The 17,433-nt window shown below is 62.8% G+C and carries 15 protein-coding genes; 6 read left to right on the forward strand and 9 right to left on the reverse strand.

Features of this window, described 5'->3' with window-relative positions; translation table 11 throughout:
• Window positions 1-100: 100 nt before the first annotated feature.
• Window positions 101-2,113, reverse strand: a complete 2,013-nt coding sequence (locus Q4G22_RS07105) for a TonB-dependent receptor (RefSeq protein ID WP_303385208.1) — start codon at window positions 2,111-2,113, stop codon at window positions 101-103.
• Between the two features lie 141 nt (window positions 2,114-2,254).
• Between Q4G22_RS07105 and Q4G22_RS07110 the strand changes: the two genes are divergently transcribed.
• The 5 genes from Q4G22_RS07110 to Q4G22_RS07130 all read left to right on the forward strand — a co-directional run bounded on the left by Q4G22_RS07110 (window position 2,255) and on the right by Q4G22_RS07130 (window position 7,240).
• A complete protein-coding gene (locus tag Q4G22_RS07110) occupies window positions 2,255-3,283 on the forward strand; it encodes a hemin-degrading factor (RefSeq protein WP_303385209.1) in 1,029 nt (342 codons plus the stop codon).
• The gene (locus Q4G22_RS07115; RefSeq protein ID WP_368661466.1) at window positions 3,280-4,158 is read left to right on the forward strand and encodes a hemin ABC transporter substrate-binding protein; all 879 of its coding nucleotides are present in this window, start codon (window positions 3,280-3,282) and stop codon (window positions 4,156-4,158) included. The genes Q4G22_RS07110 and Q4G22_RS07115 overlap by 4 nt, the downstream gene beginning before the upstream one ends.
• Window positions 4,158-5,222, forward strand: a complete 1,065-nt coding sequence (locus Q4G22_RS07120) for an iron ABC transporter permease (protein WP_303385210.1) — start codon at window positions 4,158-4,160, stop codon at window positions 5,220-5,222. The genes Q4G22_RS07115 and Q4G22_RS07120 overlap by 1 nt, the downstream gene beginning before the upstream one ends.
• Window positions 5,219-6,010 (forward strand): heme ABC transporter ATP-binding protein, encoded by a 792-nt coding sequence (locus Q4G22_RS07125; protein ID WP_303385211.1) that lies wholly within the window; start codon window positions 5,219-5,221, stop codon window positions 6,008-6,010. The genes Q4G22_RS07120 and Q4G22_RS07125 overlap by 4 nt, the downstream gene beginning before the upstream one ends.
• A 921-nt stretch (window positions 6,011-6,931) precedes the next feature.
• Window positions 6,932-7,240 (forward strand): hypothetical protein, encoded by a 309-nt coding sequence (locus tag Q4G22_RS07130; protein WP_303385212.1) that lies wholly within the window; start codon window positions 6,932-6,934, stop codon window positions 7,238-7,240.
• Here the strand turns inward: Q4G22_RS07130 and Q4G22_RS07135 are convergent.
• Genes Q4G22_RS07135 through Q4G22_RS07165 form a run of 7 tightly spaced genes read right to left on the reverse strand, consistent with a single transcriptional unit; the run spans window position 7,198 to window position 15,362 of the window.
• Entirely contained in the window at window positions 7,198-8,067 is an 870-nt protein-coding gene (locus Q4G22_RS07135; RefSeq protein ID WP_303385213.1) for an alpha/beta hydrolase, read from the reverse strand. The genes Q4G22_RS07130 and Q4G22_RS07135 overlap by 43 nt on opposite strands.
• Window positions 8,064-9,662: an ABC transporter ATP-binding protein gene (locus Q4G22_RS07140; protein ID WP_303385214.1), complete on the reverse strand. Its 1,599-nt coding sequence runs from the start codon at window positions 9,660-9,662 to the stop codon at window positions 8,064-8,066. Before Q4G22_RS07140 ends, Q4G22_RS07135 begins: the two co-directional genes overlap by 4 nt.
• Before the next feature lie 4 nt (window positions 9,663-9,666).
• Window positions 9,667-10,491, reverse strand: a complete 825-nt coding sequence (locus Q4G22_RS07145) for an ABC transporter permease (RefSeq protein WP_303385215.1) — start codon at window positions 10,489-10,491, stop codon at window positions 9,667-9,669.
• Between the two features lie 4 nt (window positions 10,492-10,495).
• Window positions 10,496-11,461 carry an ABC transporter permease gene (locus Q4G22_RS07150; RefSeq protein WP_303385216.1) on the reverse strand — a complete coding sequence of 322 codons (966 nt, stop codon included), beginning with the start codon at window positions 11,459-11,461 and terminating at the stop codon, window positions 10,496-10,498.
• The gene (locus Q4G22_RS07155) at window positions 11,458-12,909 is read right to left on the reverse strand and encodes a carnitine 3-dehydrogenase (RefSeq protein ID WP_303385217.1); all 1,452 of its coding nucleotides are present in this window, start codon (window positions 12,907-12,909) and stop codon (window positions 11,458-11,460) included. The genes Q4G22_RS07150 and Q4G22_RS07155 overlap by 4 nt, the downstream gene beginning before the upstream one ends.
• On the reverse strand, window positions 12,906-14,453 hold the full coding sequence (locus Q4G22_RS07160) for an ABC transporter substrate-binding protein (protein ID WP_303385218.1): 1,548 nt from the start codon (window positions 14,451-14,453) through the stop codon (window positions 12,906-12,908). The genes Q4G22_RS07155 and Q4G22_RS07160 overlap by 4 nt, the downstream gene beginning before the upstream one ends.
• A gap of 21 nt (window positions 14,454-14,474) precedes the next feature.
• Window positions 14,475-15,362, reverse strand: a complete 888-nt coding sequence (locus tag Q4G22_RS07165) for a 3-keto-5-aminohexanoate cleavage protein (RefSeq protein WP_303385219.1) — start codon at window positions 15,360-15,362, stop codon at window positions 14,475-14,477.
• Window positions 15,363-15,437: 75 nt separating this feature from the next.
• Here Q4G22_RS07165 and Q4G22_RS07170 point away from each other — a divergent pair, with 75 nt between their 5' ends.
• The gene (locus tag Q4G22_RS07170) at window positions 15,438-16,382 is read left to right on the forward strand and encodes a GlxA family transcriptional regulator (RefSeq protein WP_303385220.1); all 945 of its coding nucleotides are present in this window, start codon (window positions 15,438-15,440) and stop codon (window positions 16,380-16,382) included.
• A gap of 266 nt (window positions 16,383-16,648) precedes the next feature.
• On the opposite strand, the gene Q4G22_RS07175 is transcribed toward Q4G22_RS07170, so the two are convergent.
• The gene (locus Q4G22_RS07175; RefSeq protein WP_303385221.1) at window positions 16,649-17,356 is read right to left on the reverse strand and encodes an FCD domain-containing protein; all 708 of its coding nucleotides are present in this window, start codon (window positions 17,354-17,356) and stop codon (window positions 16,649-16,651) included.
• Window positions 17,357-17,433: the final 77 nt, after the last annotated feature.

Below are 17,433 nucleotides of genomic sequence, written 5' to 3' on the forward strand. Positions count from 1 at the left end.
ATCTTGAATCAGAACTCGAATGACAAGGGAATCCTTAAATGAAGACGCCGTCTAGAGTCAGGACCCATATCCCCGCCCGTTGCCGGGCGAGGTCATCGCGTCAGAAGTTGCGGGTCAGTGTCAGCGACACATTGCGCCCCGGCGCGGGGCCGGTCTGATACGTCGCGGGGACGTATTCGCGGTTCAGGATGTTGTCGATGGCAAGGCCGAATTCGGTGCCCTGCGCGACGCCGGATTGCGGCGACCAGACGGCAAAAACGTCATGCACGCCATAGCCTGCGCGGCGCGTGCCATCCGGCTTGTCGCGACCTGCCGCCAGCGTGCTGCGCAGCCCAAGCCGCCACTCGTCCGAGGGCCGCCATGTCGCCGACAGGGCCAGCCGGTTGTTGGGCAGCGTGTCCAGCGTGTTGCCGTCCTGATCGTGGCCATTGACCACCGAGACCGCCGCACCCAATTGCCATGCGGTGTTCGACCAGACCGCCTCAACCTCGCCGCCGCGCAGATAGGCGCGGTCGATATTGGTATAAGAGGGCGTCGGCGGGGGCGCGTTGGTGCGCACGATCATGTCGTCGATATGGTTGCGAAACAGGGTCAGCTTGACCCGCGCCTGATCATCGGCGCTGAACAGCCCGTCCTTGCGATAGCTGACGCCCAGTTCAAGGTTCTTGCCCCGTTCGGCCTTTAGATCGGGCGATGCCGCGCCGCCGCGAAAACTGTCATACAGCTCATCGACATTGGGCAGGCGGCTGACCTTGGCGGCCGAACCAAAGACCGACCAATTGTCGGTCAGGTCATACATGACCGAAATCTGCGGCTCGGCGGCGGTGTTGCGGACGTCTTCGTCTGTTACCGTCACGCTGTCGCGGGGCGAGGTGTTTTGTCGGGTCCACCGCAGCCCGGTGTTGATCGTCAGCCGGTCGCGGCTGAGTTCCGACCAGGCAAAGACCGCCGTATGCCGTGTCACTGCCTCGGGGTGGGATGCGGAAAAGGCGGTGCTGGTGCGATCCTGATATGAGGTCTCGGCCCCGATCGTGACGAAATGCGACCAGCCGCCAGCCGAAACATCCGCGACGTTCTGTGCCCGCAACTTCCACAGCCCGTAATCGCGCCGCCCCAGCAGGCTGTCCATGATCGGCTCATCCGGGTTCGACCCTTGGCGTATGTCCTTGATCGTGTTGGTGTAGGACAGCGTGACCGTGCTGTCGATCAGCGGGTTTTCGGGGTTATAGCCCCAGACCAGCCGCGCCGTCTGGTCACGGGTCAGGATGTCGCCCACACCCCAGCCGGTAAAGCCGGGAAAAAGACCGACCTGCGCGCCCTCTAGCTGGTTGAAATCCTGATCGTCACCACGCGCCTCAAGATGCAGATAAGACCCTTCGATGTAATGATCGCCGAACCGCTGCCGTGCCTTCAGCAACAGATTGGGCGCGTCTGAATTGGACCGGATCATCACATCGCCATCGGGATCTTTGGTGTCGCCCAGATGGCGATAGGCCAGCCCGGCCACCGCCTCGAAATCGGCGGTCGGGCGCCAGCCCCACAGCGCGCTGGCGAATGCGGTGTCGGGGTTCGAACCATAGCGCAACCGCAGCCGCCCGCCCTGCGTCGCGCCCTCGGCGATCAGGTCGCCCGCGCTGACGGTTTCCATCGCGATCACCCCGCCAAGCGCCCCCGCGCCATAGAGCGTAGACGACCCCGGCCCGCGCAGCACCTCGATCCGCGTCAGGAAATCGGGTTCGACGAACAGCGATCCCTGCCGGTAGGATTCGTAGTATTTCCTCTCGCCGTCGATCAGTTGCACGATGCCTGCCTCGGATGCCGCCGTGCCGGATGAGCCAAAGCCGCGGATGTTGAAACCCTGCCCGAAAAAGCTGCTTGAGCCGACCCCCGCCACACCTGGCACCTGTGTCAGCGCCTGACCGATGGTGCCCGGCGCGGTATCGTCCAGTTCCTGCTGTCCCACTACGCTGACCGATTGCGGCACGTCGGACGCGACCTTTTCCGTTCCTGCCCGCAGGATGATCGGGTCCAGAACCGTTGGTCGTTCCTGCGCCAGTGTGCCCGCAGGGATCGCCCCCAGAATAAACGGAATAAGTGTCAGTCTTTTGCGCATGTGCCGCTGTTCCCTGTTGTTTATTGGAATGATCCGGCTGGCTTGGGCTGGCGGCTTGCGTTGGCTAGCTTTCCTTACTAAACAAGTCAAGAACTGCGTCCAGCCGCTTTGCCAGATGCCCGCACTTGCAAAAGGCTGATCATGAATGACCTGACCCCCGCGCGGCTGCGCGATCTGAAACGTGAATCCACCCTGCGCCCTTTTGATCTGGCCGCGCAGCTTGGTCTGTCCGAGGCCGCGCTGATCGAGGCGGAACTGGGCCATGACGCCATCCGCATCGACGTGACGCCGGGGCGGCTGATCCCCGCCGTGCAGGCCTTGGGCGAAGTGATGGCGCTGACCCGCAACCGATCCTGCGTGATCGAGAAGCTGGGCACCTACAATAATTTCCACGACGGCGATCATGCGGCGATGGTGCTTGACCCTGAAATCGACCTGCGCATCTTTCCGCGCCACTGGGTCCATGCCTATGCCATCGAGGCCGAGGGCAAGAACGGCCCGCGCCGTTCCGTGCAGGTGTTTGATGCCGCCGGCGATGCGGTTCACAAGGTGCATCTGCGTGCGGGGTCTAACCTTGCGGCATGGGATGCGCTGCGCCGCGATCTGGCCCTGCCGGATCAGGCCGGGCTGTCGGATTTCGCCCCGCGCCCCCCGGTCGAGGGGCCGCGCATCGACCCGGCCCGCGCCGATACGCTGCGCAGCGAATGGGCCGGGATGACCGACACGCATCAGTTCAATACGCTGGTGCGGCGGCTGAAGATGAATCGGCTGGGCGCCTATCATCTGGTCGGTGCGCCCTTTGTGCGGCGGCTGGATGTGGCGGCGAATGATGCGCTGTTCACCGCGCTGCAAGCGCAGGGCCTGACGGCAATGCTGTTCGTCGGCAATATGGGCTGTATCGAGATCCACTCGGGCCGGTTCGAAAACCTGAAACCGATGGGGCCGTGGCTGAACGTCATGGATGACCGCTTCAACCTGCATCTGCGCGCCGATCATGTGGCCGAGATCTGGCAGGTGGAAAAGCCGACGAAACGCGGGCCTGCGATCTCGGTCGAGGCTTTCGACGAACATGGCGCGCTGATCTATCAGTGTTTCGGGATGCGTGCGGAAAAGGGCGGCGATCCGCAGGCTTGGGCCGATCTGGTGAACGGTCTGCCGGGGGCGGCATGATGCGACGCCTTGCGCTTGGCGCATGTGCTGCGCTGTTTGCCATGCCTGCACTGGCCGATGGCCCGCAGGCGCACCCGGATGCGCGGCGTATTCTGGCGGTCGGCGGCACGGTGACGGAAATCATCTATGCCATCGGTGAACAGGACCGGCTGATCGCGCGGGACAGTTCCTCGGTCTATCCGGCCAAGGCGCTGGATTTGCCCGATGTCGGCTATATGCGCCGCCTGTCGGCCGAAAACGTGCTGTCGCTGCGCCCCGACCTGATCCTGGCCGAAGAGGGCGCAGGCCCGCCCGAGGCGGTGGCCCTGCTGCAATCATCTGGCATCGCGTTCGAAACCATCCCCGACGCGGCAGACGCCGCAGGGATCGAGGCGCGGATCACCGCCGTGGCGCAGGCTTTGGGTGAAGAAAGCGCGGTCGAACCCTATCTGGACGAGTTGCGCGCCGATCTGGGCCAGCTTGAGGCGCTGAATGCCAATGTGACGCCCCGCCGGGTTTTGTTCATCCTGTCGCTGCAAGGCGGGCGGGTGCTGGCATCCGGCACCGATACGGCGGCGGATGCGATGATCCGGCTGGCGGGGGCGGAAAACGCGGTGACGGGGTTTTCCGGTTACAAACCCCTGACGGACGAGGCGATCATGGCCGCCGCCCCCGATCTGATCCTGATGATGCACCGTGATCCGATCAGTGACAGTGACCCGATCCTGCAAGAGCCGGGCGATGCGCAAATCTGGTCCATGCCCGCCATCGCCGCGACTCCGGCGGGGCAGAACCACGCGATTTTGCGGATGAACGCGCAATATCTGCTGGGCTTTGGCCCGCGTGCGGGCAAGGCCGGGCTGGACCTGCACCGCGCGATCTATGGGGGCGCGTGATGGTGGCGATGACGGCTGTCCCGCTGACAGGCGACCGCCGCAGACGCGGGCAGGTGGTGGCCGCGGCTCTGGCGGTGCTGACGCTGATCGTTGCGGTGCTGTCGATGGGGCATGGCGCCTCGGGCGTGTCGGCCATCGGCGTGCTGGGCGACTGGCTGGCGGGGCGGGACATCGCGCAGGCCGACCGTATCATCGTGCTGGACATCCGCCTGCCGCGCCTGCTGACCGGGCTGCTGGTCGGCGCATCTCTGGCGGTGGCGGGGGCAGTGATGCAGGGGCTGTTCCGCAACCCGCTGGCCGATCCGGGCCTGCTGGGTGTCAGCGCAGGCGCGGGGCTGGGCGCGATTGCCGCCATCGTGCTGGGCGGTTTGCTGCCCGCTGCCGTGACAGCGTGGACCGGCTGGTATCTGGTGCCGCTGGCGGCCTTTGGCGGCGGCTGGATCACGATGCTGGTGCTTTACGCCATCGCCACGCGGCAGGGGCGCACCTCGATCGCGACCATGCTGCTGGCCGGGATTGCGATTTCCGCCATGGTCGGCGCGGTGTCCGGGCTGATCGTCTATTACGCCAATGACGCACAACTGCGCGACCTGACCTTTTGGGGCATGGGATCGCTGGCCGGGTCAAGCTGGGTCAAGCTGGCCGCCGCCGGGCCGGTCATGGCGCTGGCGCTGATCGCCGCGCCCTTCCTGGCCCGCGCCCTGAACGGTCTGGCCTTGGGCGAGGCTGCCGCCGCCCATGTCGGCATCCGTGTGCAGCGCGCCAAGACCGCCGCCATGCTGACCTCGGCGGGGGCAGTCGGCGCGGCGGTCGCCATCTCGGGCGGCATCGGCTTTGTCGGCATCGTCGTGCCGCATCTGCTGCGGTTGATCTGCGGCCCGGATCACCGCTGGCTGCTGGTCAATTCGGCGCTGCTGGGGGCTTGCGTGCTGGTGCTGGCCGATATGGTCAGCCGCACCATCATCGCCCCCGCCGAACTGCCCATCGGCATCATCACCGCCATGATGGGCGGGCCGTTCTTTACCTGGGTGTTGTTGTCGAACCGAAGGATTCTGGACGCATGAGCCTGACCGCCGCCGACATCACCGTGAAACTTGGGCCGCGCCCGGTGCTGCGCGGGGTCAGCCTGACCGCGCAGCCGAGTCGCCTGACCGCGATCATCGGGCCGAACGGTTCGGGCAAGACGACACTTTTGCGCGCGCTGACCGCCGAGCTGCGCCCGGTATCCGGGCGGATCACGCTGAACGGCGCGGATATGACCGGCCTGCCGCCCGATGTGCTGGCCCTGCGCCGCGCCGTTCTGCCACAGCACAGCGCGCTGTCCTTTCCCTTCACCGCAGCCGAGATCATCCGCATCGGCCTGACCGCGCAGCCACAGGCACAGGGTGCGGCAGATGCGCTGATCGGTGCCGCGCTGGCGCAGGTCGGCCTGCCCGATTACGGCGGACGGCTGTATCAGGAAATGTCAGGAGGCGAGCAGCAGCGCGTGCAACTGGCCCGCGCCTTGGTGCAGGTCTGGCACCCCGTGGGCGAGGACGGCCCGCGCTGGTTGTTGTTGGACGAACCCGTCAGCAGTCTGGACATTGCCCATCAACTGGCAGTCATGCGGCTGGCCGCCGGTTACGCCCGGCGTGGTGGCGGCGTGATCGCGGTGATGCACGACCTGAACCTGACCGCCATGTTCGCCGATCACGTCCTGCTGATGCAAAACGGCTGCGCTTTGGCCGAAGGCCCGCCCGACGAGGTGCTGACCGACGCCTTGCTGACCTGCGCCTATAACTGCCCGCTGCGCACCCGCTGCGCGCCGTCAACGGGCGCGTGGCTGTTGCCGCAGGGGGCGATGGCAGAGTAGCGCGTTGGTCGTCCCCATGCCGGGGCGGGGGCGGGTGCTGGTGGAAAACCCCGGAAATGTGGTGAAAAACGGCAGACGGCGGGGCGACCGTGACAGATGTTGGCCGGTGCCCGTTTGCTTTATAAAAACGGGCCGAGCTTGGGGGGCCGAGGCAAGATAACCGGTCGGTGGCCCTGCGAGGTGAACAGCTGCAGGGCAATGGAGAGGTGCCGATCATATCGACGAGGATGTGCGGCAGTGCGCGTCTTGGCCATCAGGCCAGACTCTTTTGCGTATTCAGTCCTGCACTTGACCGGGCAAAGCACCTTGTGACCGATGGAGCGGGTTTCCTAGCAGCCAAGCGTATCGACGGTCGGGCCAAGGGCGAGGTCGGGGCGGGTAATCCAGTCATCAGTTATGCAGGCTGTCGTCTGTGGTCGTGACGGCCTCTTGCGCGTGATACCCCGCATGCGGGGCCTGCGTGAGTCAGGGCGTAGCAGCCGGATTGACGATAAGGTGGAAACGGACGGGTATTCTGCCGGTCCCGATTTGTGTCGGCTGGAATGTTTGTGATGCAACGAAATGGCGGAATTTAGGGTTAATTTTCCTTAATGGAGCAATCGACATTTTGAGTTTCTGCGCATGGAAATTTTTGATGAAAACTTTATACAACATATCGCGTCATTACCGTTATAAGTGCCGCTTTCTGGGATGAATATTTTGGGGCGTAAAGATGTCGGGCATCCCCGCTGGAATTAGCTGCGTCAGTAGGTGCGCGCAGGGCTGATTTGTGGCATATATTCTGCATCGGAAAATTTCTTCCGTATTTGATTGTGTTATCTCTGATTCTTTAGGGAATCATGGCCTTGTGTCACCCCATAGCTCTTTCCTGTCGCGGGCCGAACAGGTTGGTGGACGTGATGGCGGCACTCATATCCATGCGTGATTTGGGCCGTGGCCGCAATCAATGTATTCGATAGGCTTGCCATCACAGCCATACAGCCATACAGCCATGAGCCAACGGCCAACTTCCCGGCGGCGGGGGTAATCATCATTCCTTGGCTGCGTTATCGGGTTTCTGCGCCTGTCATGCATGGGAACATGCTCATCACTTTTGATGGAAAACCCTTATTCAAGAATATTCAGGCGGCGCTACAAACATTTGGCGGACAGATCCTGCCCTGCAAAAGAAGCCTGCATCTGCGCATTCATCTTGCCCCAAACTCCGCAATCCCCGCAATAATTGCCTGAAAGCTGCGCCTTGCACGGTCGCTGGTGCGGCGGGCGCGCAGGTAGCCGTGGGGCAGTTGCAGTTCATTACGCCAATCCGCAACCACCCCTGCGTCGCGCAGGCGTGCGGCGTAATCACGGCCATCGTCGCGCAACGGGTCAACGTCGGCGGTTACGATCAGTGCAGGCGGCAGGCTGCGCAGATCATATGCCATCAAGGGCCGGGCCAGCGGATCGACAGGGCCGTCACCATGCGCCGCCCGCTGATAGGTGGCCAGATCGGCCGTGCGCAACATCGGTGCCTGAGCATTGTCCTGATAGGACGGTGCAGTCCCGTCTCCGCCCAGTCCGGGATAGATCAGCACCTGTGCCAGCGGCGCGCGTGGCGGCCGGGACAGGCACAGCGATGCCGCCAGCCCGCCCCCCGCGCTGTCACCGACGACGATTCCCGGTCGATCCAGCGCCCGCCAGACAGTGGCCACATCGTCAAAGGCATCACGCCAGCGGTGTTCAGGGGCGAGCCGATAGCCCACCGCGACCACCTGCATATGTGCTGCATCAGCGATTTCGGCGCAAATGTCATCATGGCTGTCAAGGCCGCCGACCACCAGCCCGCCTCCGTGCAGATACAGCACAAAGCAAGGTGTTGGATCACCATAGACCCGGCACGGAATACCGCCGATCTGCCGGTCCGTCACTGCCAGCCCCTCGGGTCGCGGAGCGCGGAAGGCGGCACACATGGCATCATAAAAACGGCGATTATCGGCGGCGCTGACTCCGTTGGCCTCGGGTGGATAGGCGGCCTCGGTCGCGGCGATGAAGGCCAGAACTTGCGGGTCGCGGATCATGCTGCGCCCGCCTTGATGCGGCGTGTCAGCCAGTCGGGATCTGGCTGCGGCACGGAATTCAGCAGCTGTTGCGTATAGGGATGACGCGGCGGGTCCAGCACATCGGCCAAGAGACCGCTGTCCATCACCTGCCCATGCTGCATGACCACCACTTCATCGGCAATCGCCCGGACAGTCGCGATGTCATGGGTGATGAACAGATAACCCACGCCGGTTTCATCCTGTATCCGTGACAACAGGCGCAGGATACCTTGTGCCACAAGCTGATCCAGCGCCGACGTCACCTCGTCGCAGATGATGAATTCGGGTGCTGCGGCAAGGGCGCGGGCGATGCCGATACGTTGTTTTTGCCCGCCCGATAATTCGCCCGGCAATCGGTGAAGAAAGCGGGCCGGGTCCAGTTCGATCTGTTCCATCAACTCGTGCAGACGGGCGGTCAGCGCCTTGCCCGACAGGCCGAGATAGAATTGCAAGGGGCGCGACAGAATCTTGCGGATGCTTTGGCGCGGGTTCAGGGCCGTGTCGGCCATCTGATAAATCATCTGCACCGCGCGCAACTGATCGCGGCTGCGATCCGCCAGGCGCGGTGCCAGCGGCGTGCCGTTCAGCAGCACCTGACCCGTGCGTTGTGGCAACAGTCCGGTGATAACCCGTGCCGCCGTCGATTTGCCCGAACCGCTTTCGCCGACCACAGCAACCGTTGCACCACGCGGCACCGAGATACTGACATCCGACAGAACGATACGATTGCCATAGGCGGCGCTGATGTCGGTCAGACGGATGACCGGCGCGTCCGCCTTGGGCAGCGCACGCGGGGGACGACGAAACTCGCGCACAGCCCAAAGGCTGCGGGTATAGTCTTGGGTCGGGGCGGTTATCATCTGGCGCACGTCCGCTTCTTCGACCTCGCGCCCATGGCGCATGACCTTGATGCGGTCGGCCATTTGCGCAACCACGGCCAGATCATGGGTGATATAAATCGCCGCCGTCCCGGTCTGACGCGCCGCCTGCCGGATTGCAGCCAGCACGCCGATCTGGGTTGTTACGTCCAGCGCCGTTGTCGGCTCGTCAAAGATAATCAGATCGGGGCGGGTCGCCATCGCCATGGCAACCATCGCCCGCTGCAACTGCCCGCCCGAGACCTGATGCGGAAAGCGCAGGCCGAAATGATCCGGGTCAGGCAGATGCATCTGACGGTAAAGGTCGCGGGCAAAGGCTTCGGATTCGGCGCGGCTTGCGGTGCGGTGGATATGGGGGCCTTCACAGAACTGGTCGATCAGACGCCATGCGGGGTTAAAGCTGGCCGCCGCCGATTGTGCCACATAGGCGATGCGGCGGCGCATGGCACGGCGGCGGCGCATGGGCAGGGCCAGCAGATCGGTGCCGTCGAACACGACCTGCCCGCCTGTCACCCGCAGCCCCGGCGCGATATAGCCCATTGCCGCCAAGCCCAGCGTTGATTTACCGGCCCCGGATTCGCCAATAAGGCCAATAACCTGACCGCGATCCAGTGTCAGGTCAACGCTGTTCAGGATGGGCGACCAGCCCTCGTCCGATTTGCCCTCGATCTTCAGGTCGCGGATATTCAGGAGCATTGGCTTAATCCTTCAGGCCGGAACTGCGGTGCAGCATCCAGTCTACGACAAAGTTTACCGCCACGGTCAGCACCGCGATACAGGCGGCGGGCAACAGGGGCGTGATGTCTCCGAATGAAATCAATGCCGCATTGTCGCGCACCATTCCGCCCCAGTCGGCCAAAGGCGGGGGCAGGCCCAGTCCCAGAAAGGACAGCGCCGAAATGGTCAGGAACACGAAGCAGAACCGCAGTCCGAATTCAGCCACCAGCGGGGCGGCGATATTGGGCAAGACCTCGTGCCGGATGATCCACCATGTTCTTTCGCCGCGCAGGCGGGCGGCCTCGACGTAATCCATCACCATGACATTCATGGCGGTGGCCCGCGCCAGACGGAACACGCGCGTGGCATCCAGAATGGCGATCACCATGACCAGATTGGCAATCCCCGGCCCAAGCGCCGACAGCGCCAGCAGGGTAAAGATCAGGGTCGGCATGGACATCAGCACATCAACCAGCCGTGACAACACCAGATCGACCCAGCCGCCAAGCGCCGCCGTCAGAAGGCCCGCGACCGAGCCGATGGTAAAGGCCAATACCGTTGTCAGCAGCGCGATCCCGACGGTATTGCGCGCGCCCCAGATAAGGCGCGACAACATATCCCGGCCAAGCGCATCGGTTCCCAGCGGAAAGGAGGTGCTCCATGGCTCGAACTGCTGGCCGATGATGGCACCCTGGCCATAGGGTGCTAGAAACGGCGCCAGAATGGCCGTCAGCCCATACATGACGATGATGATGACCCCGGCAATGGCGGTCAACGGCATGGTGCGGATCAGGCGGAGGACTGTCATCCGCCTACCTCGGGTAAAGCAGGCGTGGGTTGGTGGCGATGGCCAACACATCCGCAATCAGGTTCAACAGGATATAGACGGCGGCGAAAATCAGCGCGCAGGCCTGCACAACCGGCAGATCGCGCTTGGTCACGCTGTCAACCATCAACTGGCCAAGGCCCGGATAGACGAATACCACCTCGACGATAACCACGCCGGTAATCAGCCAGGCGATGTTCAGCGCAATGACGTTGATAACCGGAGCCAGCGCGTTGGGCAGGGCGTGGCGGGTCACGATCCGCCATTGCGAGGCCCCTTTCAGGCGCGCCATCTGCACGTAGGGCGCACCAAGCACATTGACCACCGCCGCCCGCGTCATGCGCATCATATGTGCGCTGATGACCAGAACCAGCGTGATCGCGGGCAGAAAGGTGCGCACCAGTCGATCCGCCAGCGTTGGTGCGGTGCCCGGATCGGCGATCGAGGGCAGCCAGCCCATCTGCACCGACAGCCAGAACATCAGGATATAGGCGATAAAGAATTCGGGAAAGGAAATCGCCGTCAGGGTGACAAGATTTGTGCCTTTATCGAACAGGCTGCCCCGCCACAGCGCTGCCAACAGACCCAGCAGCACCGCCAGCGGCACCGCAATGACAGCGGCATAGGCGGCCAGAAACAACGTATTGCCCAGACGTGTCGCCAGCAGATCAGCGACCGGCCGACCATTGGCCAGCGAGTTGCCGAAATCCCCCTGCAATATGCCGCCGATCCAGTGAAAATACCGCAGCACAAGCGGCTGATCGAGACCAAGTTCACGCCGGAAGGCGGCGACGGTTTCCGTTGTCGCGCCCTGTCCCAGCACCTGCTGGGCGATGTCGCCCGGCAACAGGCTGACCGCCAGAAAGACCAGCACCGAGATCACCCATAGCAAGAGCGCCCCGATGCCCAGTCGTATCAGGATCATCTGCCTCAGGGGGTGATTGCTGCTCATGCCGTGACCCGCGGGGCAATCGGGCGAACGCCCTGGCCCGCGTGATCGGGCGGCGGGGCGGTTTCCTGCGCCACCACCCCGTCCAGCGCGGTGATCAGATGGTCGGGCATCGGCACGGCGCGCCCGGCGGTGCTGTCCACATGCAGCAGCATATGTTCGCCCGTTGCCGCCTCGCCCCCATCGGCGCGCAGGATGCGGTGATGCAGGCGGAACCGTTTGGCGTCATGTCCCAAAAGCCGGGTTTCGACTGTCAGTCGCTCGCCCGCGCCAACCTCGGCCAGATGGCGGATATGGGTTTCCACCGTATAGGCGGAATGCCCGCCCGCACGGTAATCCGGCCCAAGGCCGATGTGGATCAGGAACGCATCGGTCGCATCGCCCATCACCTGAAGATAACGGAACTCGGTCATATGGCCGTTGTAATCCAGCCAGGCTCCGCCCACTGTCACCTGATGCAGCCGCAGCGGATAGCCTGCCGGGGACGGCACCGCGCGGCCATAGAGGCGGTTTTCGGTGTCGCGCACCACCTGACCAGCACCCCAGTCATTCGCCTTGAGCGCGTGCAGAATACCGATCAGATTGTCGTCGCGGATGCGTTCCAGATCGCGGATGGAATGCGCGCCCGATTGCGCATCCGATTGAGCGGCGATGCGGTCGATCAGGGCCTCATCCAGATCAGGGACATCGGTCAGGCGCGACCATGGCCATTTCAGCGATGGCCCGAATTGCCCCAGAAAATGCCGTATCCCGGCCTCGCCCCCGGCAATACGATAGGTTTCGAACAAGCCCATCTGCGCCCATCTCAGGCCAAAGCCAAAGCGGATGATGTCGTCGATTTCCTGAGTGGTGGCATAGCCGTCGCGGACCAGCCACAATGCCTCGCGCCAGACCGATTCCAGCAGCCGGTCGCCGATATGGGCGTCGATTTCGCGCGGTATGTTGATGGGCTTCATGCCCATATCGGTCAGCAGCGCCGCCGCCCGGTCTGCCGTTGCACCGCCGCCGACGATTTCGACCAAGGGCAGCAGATAGACCGGGTTGAACGGATGCGCGACGATGATCCGGCCCGGATGGCGTGCGCCCTGCCGTAACTCGCTGGGGCGAAAGCCTGACGTCGAAGAACCGATGATTGCCCCGTCAGGCGCGGCGGTCTCGATCTCGGCAATGATGCGGTGTTTCAGATCCAGCCGCTCGGGGACGCTTTCCTGAATGTAATCCGCCCCGCGGACCGCCTCGGCGATAGAGCTTGCAAAGGTGATGCATCCCGGCTCGGGCAAGGGGGCCTGAAACAGATTACCCCAGGCGCGGGTCGCGTTATCCATGATCTCGCCCACGATCCGGGCCGCATCCGGCGCGGGATCAAAGACGCTGACCGCGTGGCCATTCAGCGCAAAGCGGGCAATCCAGCCACCACCGATCACGCCGCCACCGACACAGGCGATTTTCATGCTGCCCACCAACGCTCGACGACCTTCCAGCCGTCCAGAAAGCGGTTTCCGGCCACTTCGCCATGCGCCACCTTGTCGTTATGGGCATCGACGTAGTTCACAAAGACCGGGATGATCGAGCCGCCCTCCTCGCTGACCAGCGTCTGCATTTCGGCATAGATTTCAGCCCGTAGGCTGTCATCCAGTTCAGCCCGTGCCTGCAACAGCAGTTCATTGAACCGATCATTCGACCAACGCGCCTCATTCCATTCGGCATCCTTGGAATAGACCAGCGTGAACATGTCATCCTCGGTCGGACGCCCGTTCCAATAACTCATGCAGAAGGGACGTTTCAGCCAGACGTTCGACCAATAGCCGTCTTCTGGCTCGCGCCGAATGGTGATGTCGATACCTGCCGCAGCCGCCGATTGTTGAAAAAGCTGCGCGGTATCAACGGCCCCGGCGAATGCTGCCTCAGAGGTGGCGAGCTCAACAGACAGACGATCAAGCCCGGCCTTTTTCAGATAATCGCGGGCCTTGTCGGGATCATAGCTATGCTGCGCTGTCGGTTCGGCGAAAAAGCGGTTGGCGGGCGTGATCGGGCTGTCATTCGCGACACGACCATAGCCACGCAGGATTTTATCGACGATCTCCTCGCGGTTGATGGCGTGTTTCAGCGCCAGACGCACATTCACATCGTCAAAAGGCGCGGTGTCGCAGAACATCGGAAGGGTGTAATGCGCGGTTCCCGTGGTTTCGACCAGCGTGATACCGGGGCGTCGTTCCAGCAGGTGAACGGTAGAAAGGGGCGGGCCGTTAATCACATCAACTTCGCCCGTCATCAGCGCGTTCTGGCGTGCGGTCGGGTCGTTGATGGTGCGCAGCTCAACCGTGTCGAACCATGCGCGGTTCGGCTTCCAGTAATCATCCCGGCGGCTGAGACTGATGCGGACGCCGGGTTCGTGATTGTCCAGCACATACCCGCCAGTGCCCAGACCCGACTGCCAGTTCAGGGTGCCATCCTCATTCGCGGGCATGATGATGAAGTGATAATCCGAGGTCAGATAACCAAAGTCGGCATTGCCGCCATTCAGTTCAAAGATCACGACACTATCGCCATCAGCGCGGATGTCGCCGACTTGGGCCAGCGAATCCTTGGCGGCTGATACGGTATTTTCGCCGCGATGGTGATTGAATGACGCGATGACATCCTTGGCCGTCACACGCCGACCATCCGAAAACTGTGCATCACCGCGCAGGCGGAAGGTCCAGACGCGTGCCTCGGGATCGGACTCGACGCTTTCGGCCAGTTCTGGCACTGCCTGACCTTTGGCGTCGATTTCGACCAGGTTGTTGCACACCGCCAGCATGGCGGTGATGACCGGGCCAGCGGAAAAGGTCGCCGGATCAATCGAATCCGAGGTGGCGCCGCTTGAGTGGCCGATCCGCAGGGTGCCGCCCGGTTTCGGTTCAGCGGCCAGTGCGCCATGCGGCAGGATCAGTCCGGCCGCTGTTATGGTGGCCGCCCCGGCCAGCAGGCCACGTCGTGTCAGTCGATAAGTCATGTTACCCCCCTTCAGTCGCATCTAGCGCCGGGTCAGTTTCAGTTTTTCGCGCACCTCGGCAGGGCCAAGGATATGACAGCCCATCGCTGTCAAAATCGTTGCCGCGCGTTCCACCAGCGCGCCATTCGTCGCCAGAACGCCGCGATCAAGCCAGATGTTATCCTCAAGCCCGACACGGACATTGCCGCCTGCCAATGCCGCCTGCGCAACATAGGGCATCTGCATCCGCCCGATGGAAAAGGCGGAAAAAATCCAGCCTTTCGGGATATTATTCACCATCGCCATCAGGCTGTTCAGATCGTCCGGCGCGCCATAAGGGATACCCATACAAAGCTGGATCATCACCGGATCGTCGATCAGCCCTTCGTCCACAAGCGTTCGCGCCAGCCACAGATGCCCCGTGTCAAAGACTTCTATTTCGGGGCGCACACCCATTTTCTGGATATGGGCCGCCATAGCACGCAACGTGCCGGGTGTATTGGTCATCACATAATCTGCTTCGGCAAAGTTCATGGTGCCGCAGTCCAACGTGCAGATTTCCGGCAAAAGCGCCTTGACGTGAACCAGCCGCTCGGTCGCGCCAATCAGATCCGAGGCGGGTGACAAAGGCAGCGGCGCTTCGGCCGAGCCAAGCACGATATCCCCGCCCATCCCCGCCGTCAGGTTCAAAACCACGTCGGTATCCGCAGACCGGACCCGCTCGACCACTTCACGATATAAGGCCGGATCGCGAGACGGCGCGCCGGTTTCGGGATCACGGACATGGACATGGGCGATGGCCGCCCCGGCCCTGGCGGCCTCAATGCAGGCGTCGGCGATCTGGGCGGGGCTGCGCGGCACCTTGTCAGATTTGGTATGGCTTTGCCCTGATCCGGTGACGGCGCAGGTAATGAAAACATCGCGGTTCATAGGATCTCCGGCATTGGGACAGGGGCAAGGTTAAGACGATTTTTCTGGCATGATATGCTTTTCTCGCCTCATGATATGCGTATGTCGCCAATCTCGCCCTTTCATCTGACATTTCTGCTGTTCGACGGCTTTTCCAACATGGTTCTTGCCAGCGTGATCGAGCCATTGCGCGCGGCCCGCGATCTGTCCGGGCGACGGGTGTTTTCATGGCAGACGGCAACGCTGGATGGCACGCAGGCGCACAGTTCTTCGGGTCTGGCGATCGGGGTTGATCTGCCGCTGGACAGGATCGGGGCGACGGATGCGCTGGTCGTGGTTGCGGGTTATGGCGTGCGCGACCAGATGCGGCGTGAGGTGTTGCAGGCCGTGCTGACAAAGGCGCGTGGTCTACCGATGATCGTGGGTCTGGATACGGGCGCGTGGTTGCTGGCAGGGACCGGGCTGCTGACCGGACGCCGGGCCGCTGTTCACTGGATGGAACGCGAAGCACTGGCCGAAGCGTTCCCCGAGATTGAAGTCGTGGATGCGCCTTTCGTCACCTGCGGTAATATCGTGACGTGCGGCGGGGCGCGAGACGTTCTGGAATGGTCGCTGGACCTGATCGGGCGTCGCACGGACGAGGCGCTGCGCTATGATGTGGCCACGATGTTCGGCGGCATCGTCGCATCTGTGACGCAAAGGCCGGATCAGATGACCAACCGCGCCCTGCCTCCCGCCATGCAACGTGCAGTGCAGGCGATGCGCCAGACGACCGAAGCTCCCGTGCCGCTGATCCGCATCGCCGAGGCGGCGGCGGTATCCGAACGAACGCTGGACCGCCTGTTCCATGCACATCTTGGCATGGCAGCCGGTCGCTATTACCGGCTGATCCGGTTGACCCATGCTCACGCCCTTGCGCGCGAGACGACGTTGACATTGGCCGAGATCGCCGTGCGAACGGGCTTTGCCTCGGCGTCAACATTGGCGCGGGCCTATCGTGCGCACTTTGGACACTCGCTTGGCCAGTCAAGGCAAAACTGATGGCTGTGTCGCATTCCAGGGTTGGCAGAAGGCCATTGGCCCCAGGTTGTCTTGGACTGCGGTTTCCCAAGCGACAGGATATAAATTGCGGGTAAGCCCAAGCTCGCCCTCGCTGACTCTGGGGCAGAGTGAGCCGCAAAAGAGGTATGTGTCATCGGTCCCGGCGCATCGTCCGGGGACAGCCAGCCACGCCTTTCATGTTTTGGGCATTGGGTAAGGTTTCAGATTCTGGCGTGATTGGCATCATCGTCTTTTCAAGCAGAAACCTATGCCACCACCGCCCAATAGGCATCAATGGATTCCTGCAAATGCGCGGTCATTGCGGCTTCGGCGGCATCTGCGTTTCTGTCTTTGATTGCGTCGAATATCTCGCGATGACGGGCAAAGGCGCGTTTGGCTGCGCCGGGGGCCTGAATGGCGACGCGGCGGTGTGCGGTCAGCCATGCCTGAACCGCATTGTGCAGCGCGTCGATAAAGACGTTTCCGCTGACATTCGCGATGGCCAGATGGAAGTCGATATTGGTGCGAACGAACGCTTCGGGATCGTTGATCGTCTGGCCGTTGGCATCCAGTGCGGCCTGAATTGCCGCAAGCTGATCGGCGGTTGCCATGCGGGCGGCGGTGCGGGCCAAAAAGCCCTCGAACATCATCCGGGCCTCTTGCAACTGGCGCAGGCGTTCGGGGCGGGTCAGGACAAAGCGGGCCGGGCCGCTGAGTTCCTCGATCAGACGCTCTGCCGTTGGTTCGATGATGCGGGCACGGCGACCGTTCACAAGCTCGATCAGACCACTGGTTTGCAGGGCAAACAGCGCCTCGCGGATGGCGGTGCGGCTGACCTCGAACCGTTCGCATAATTCGCGCTCGGCGGGCAGAAAGTCGCCCGGCTTGAGGCTGCCGTCCACGATGGATGCCTCGATCTGTGCGACGACATCTTCGTAGAGGCGCTTTTTGCGAACCGGCACGGCATTCAGCATCGGGATCTCCTTATGTCCGGCGTCAGGATAGCAAGACCCTATCATTGATTCTACCTTTCACTTGGTATAATAGGTAT

Source organism: Paracoccus sp. (in: a-proteobacteria) (assembly GCF_030538655.1).
Classification (GTDB): domain Bacteria; phylum Pseudomonadota; class Alphaproteobacteria; order Rhodobacterales; family Rhodobacteraceae; genus Paracoccus.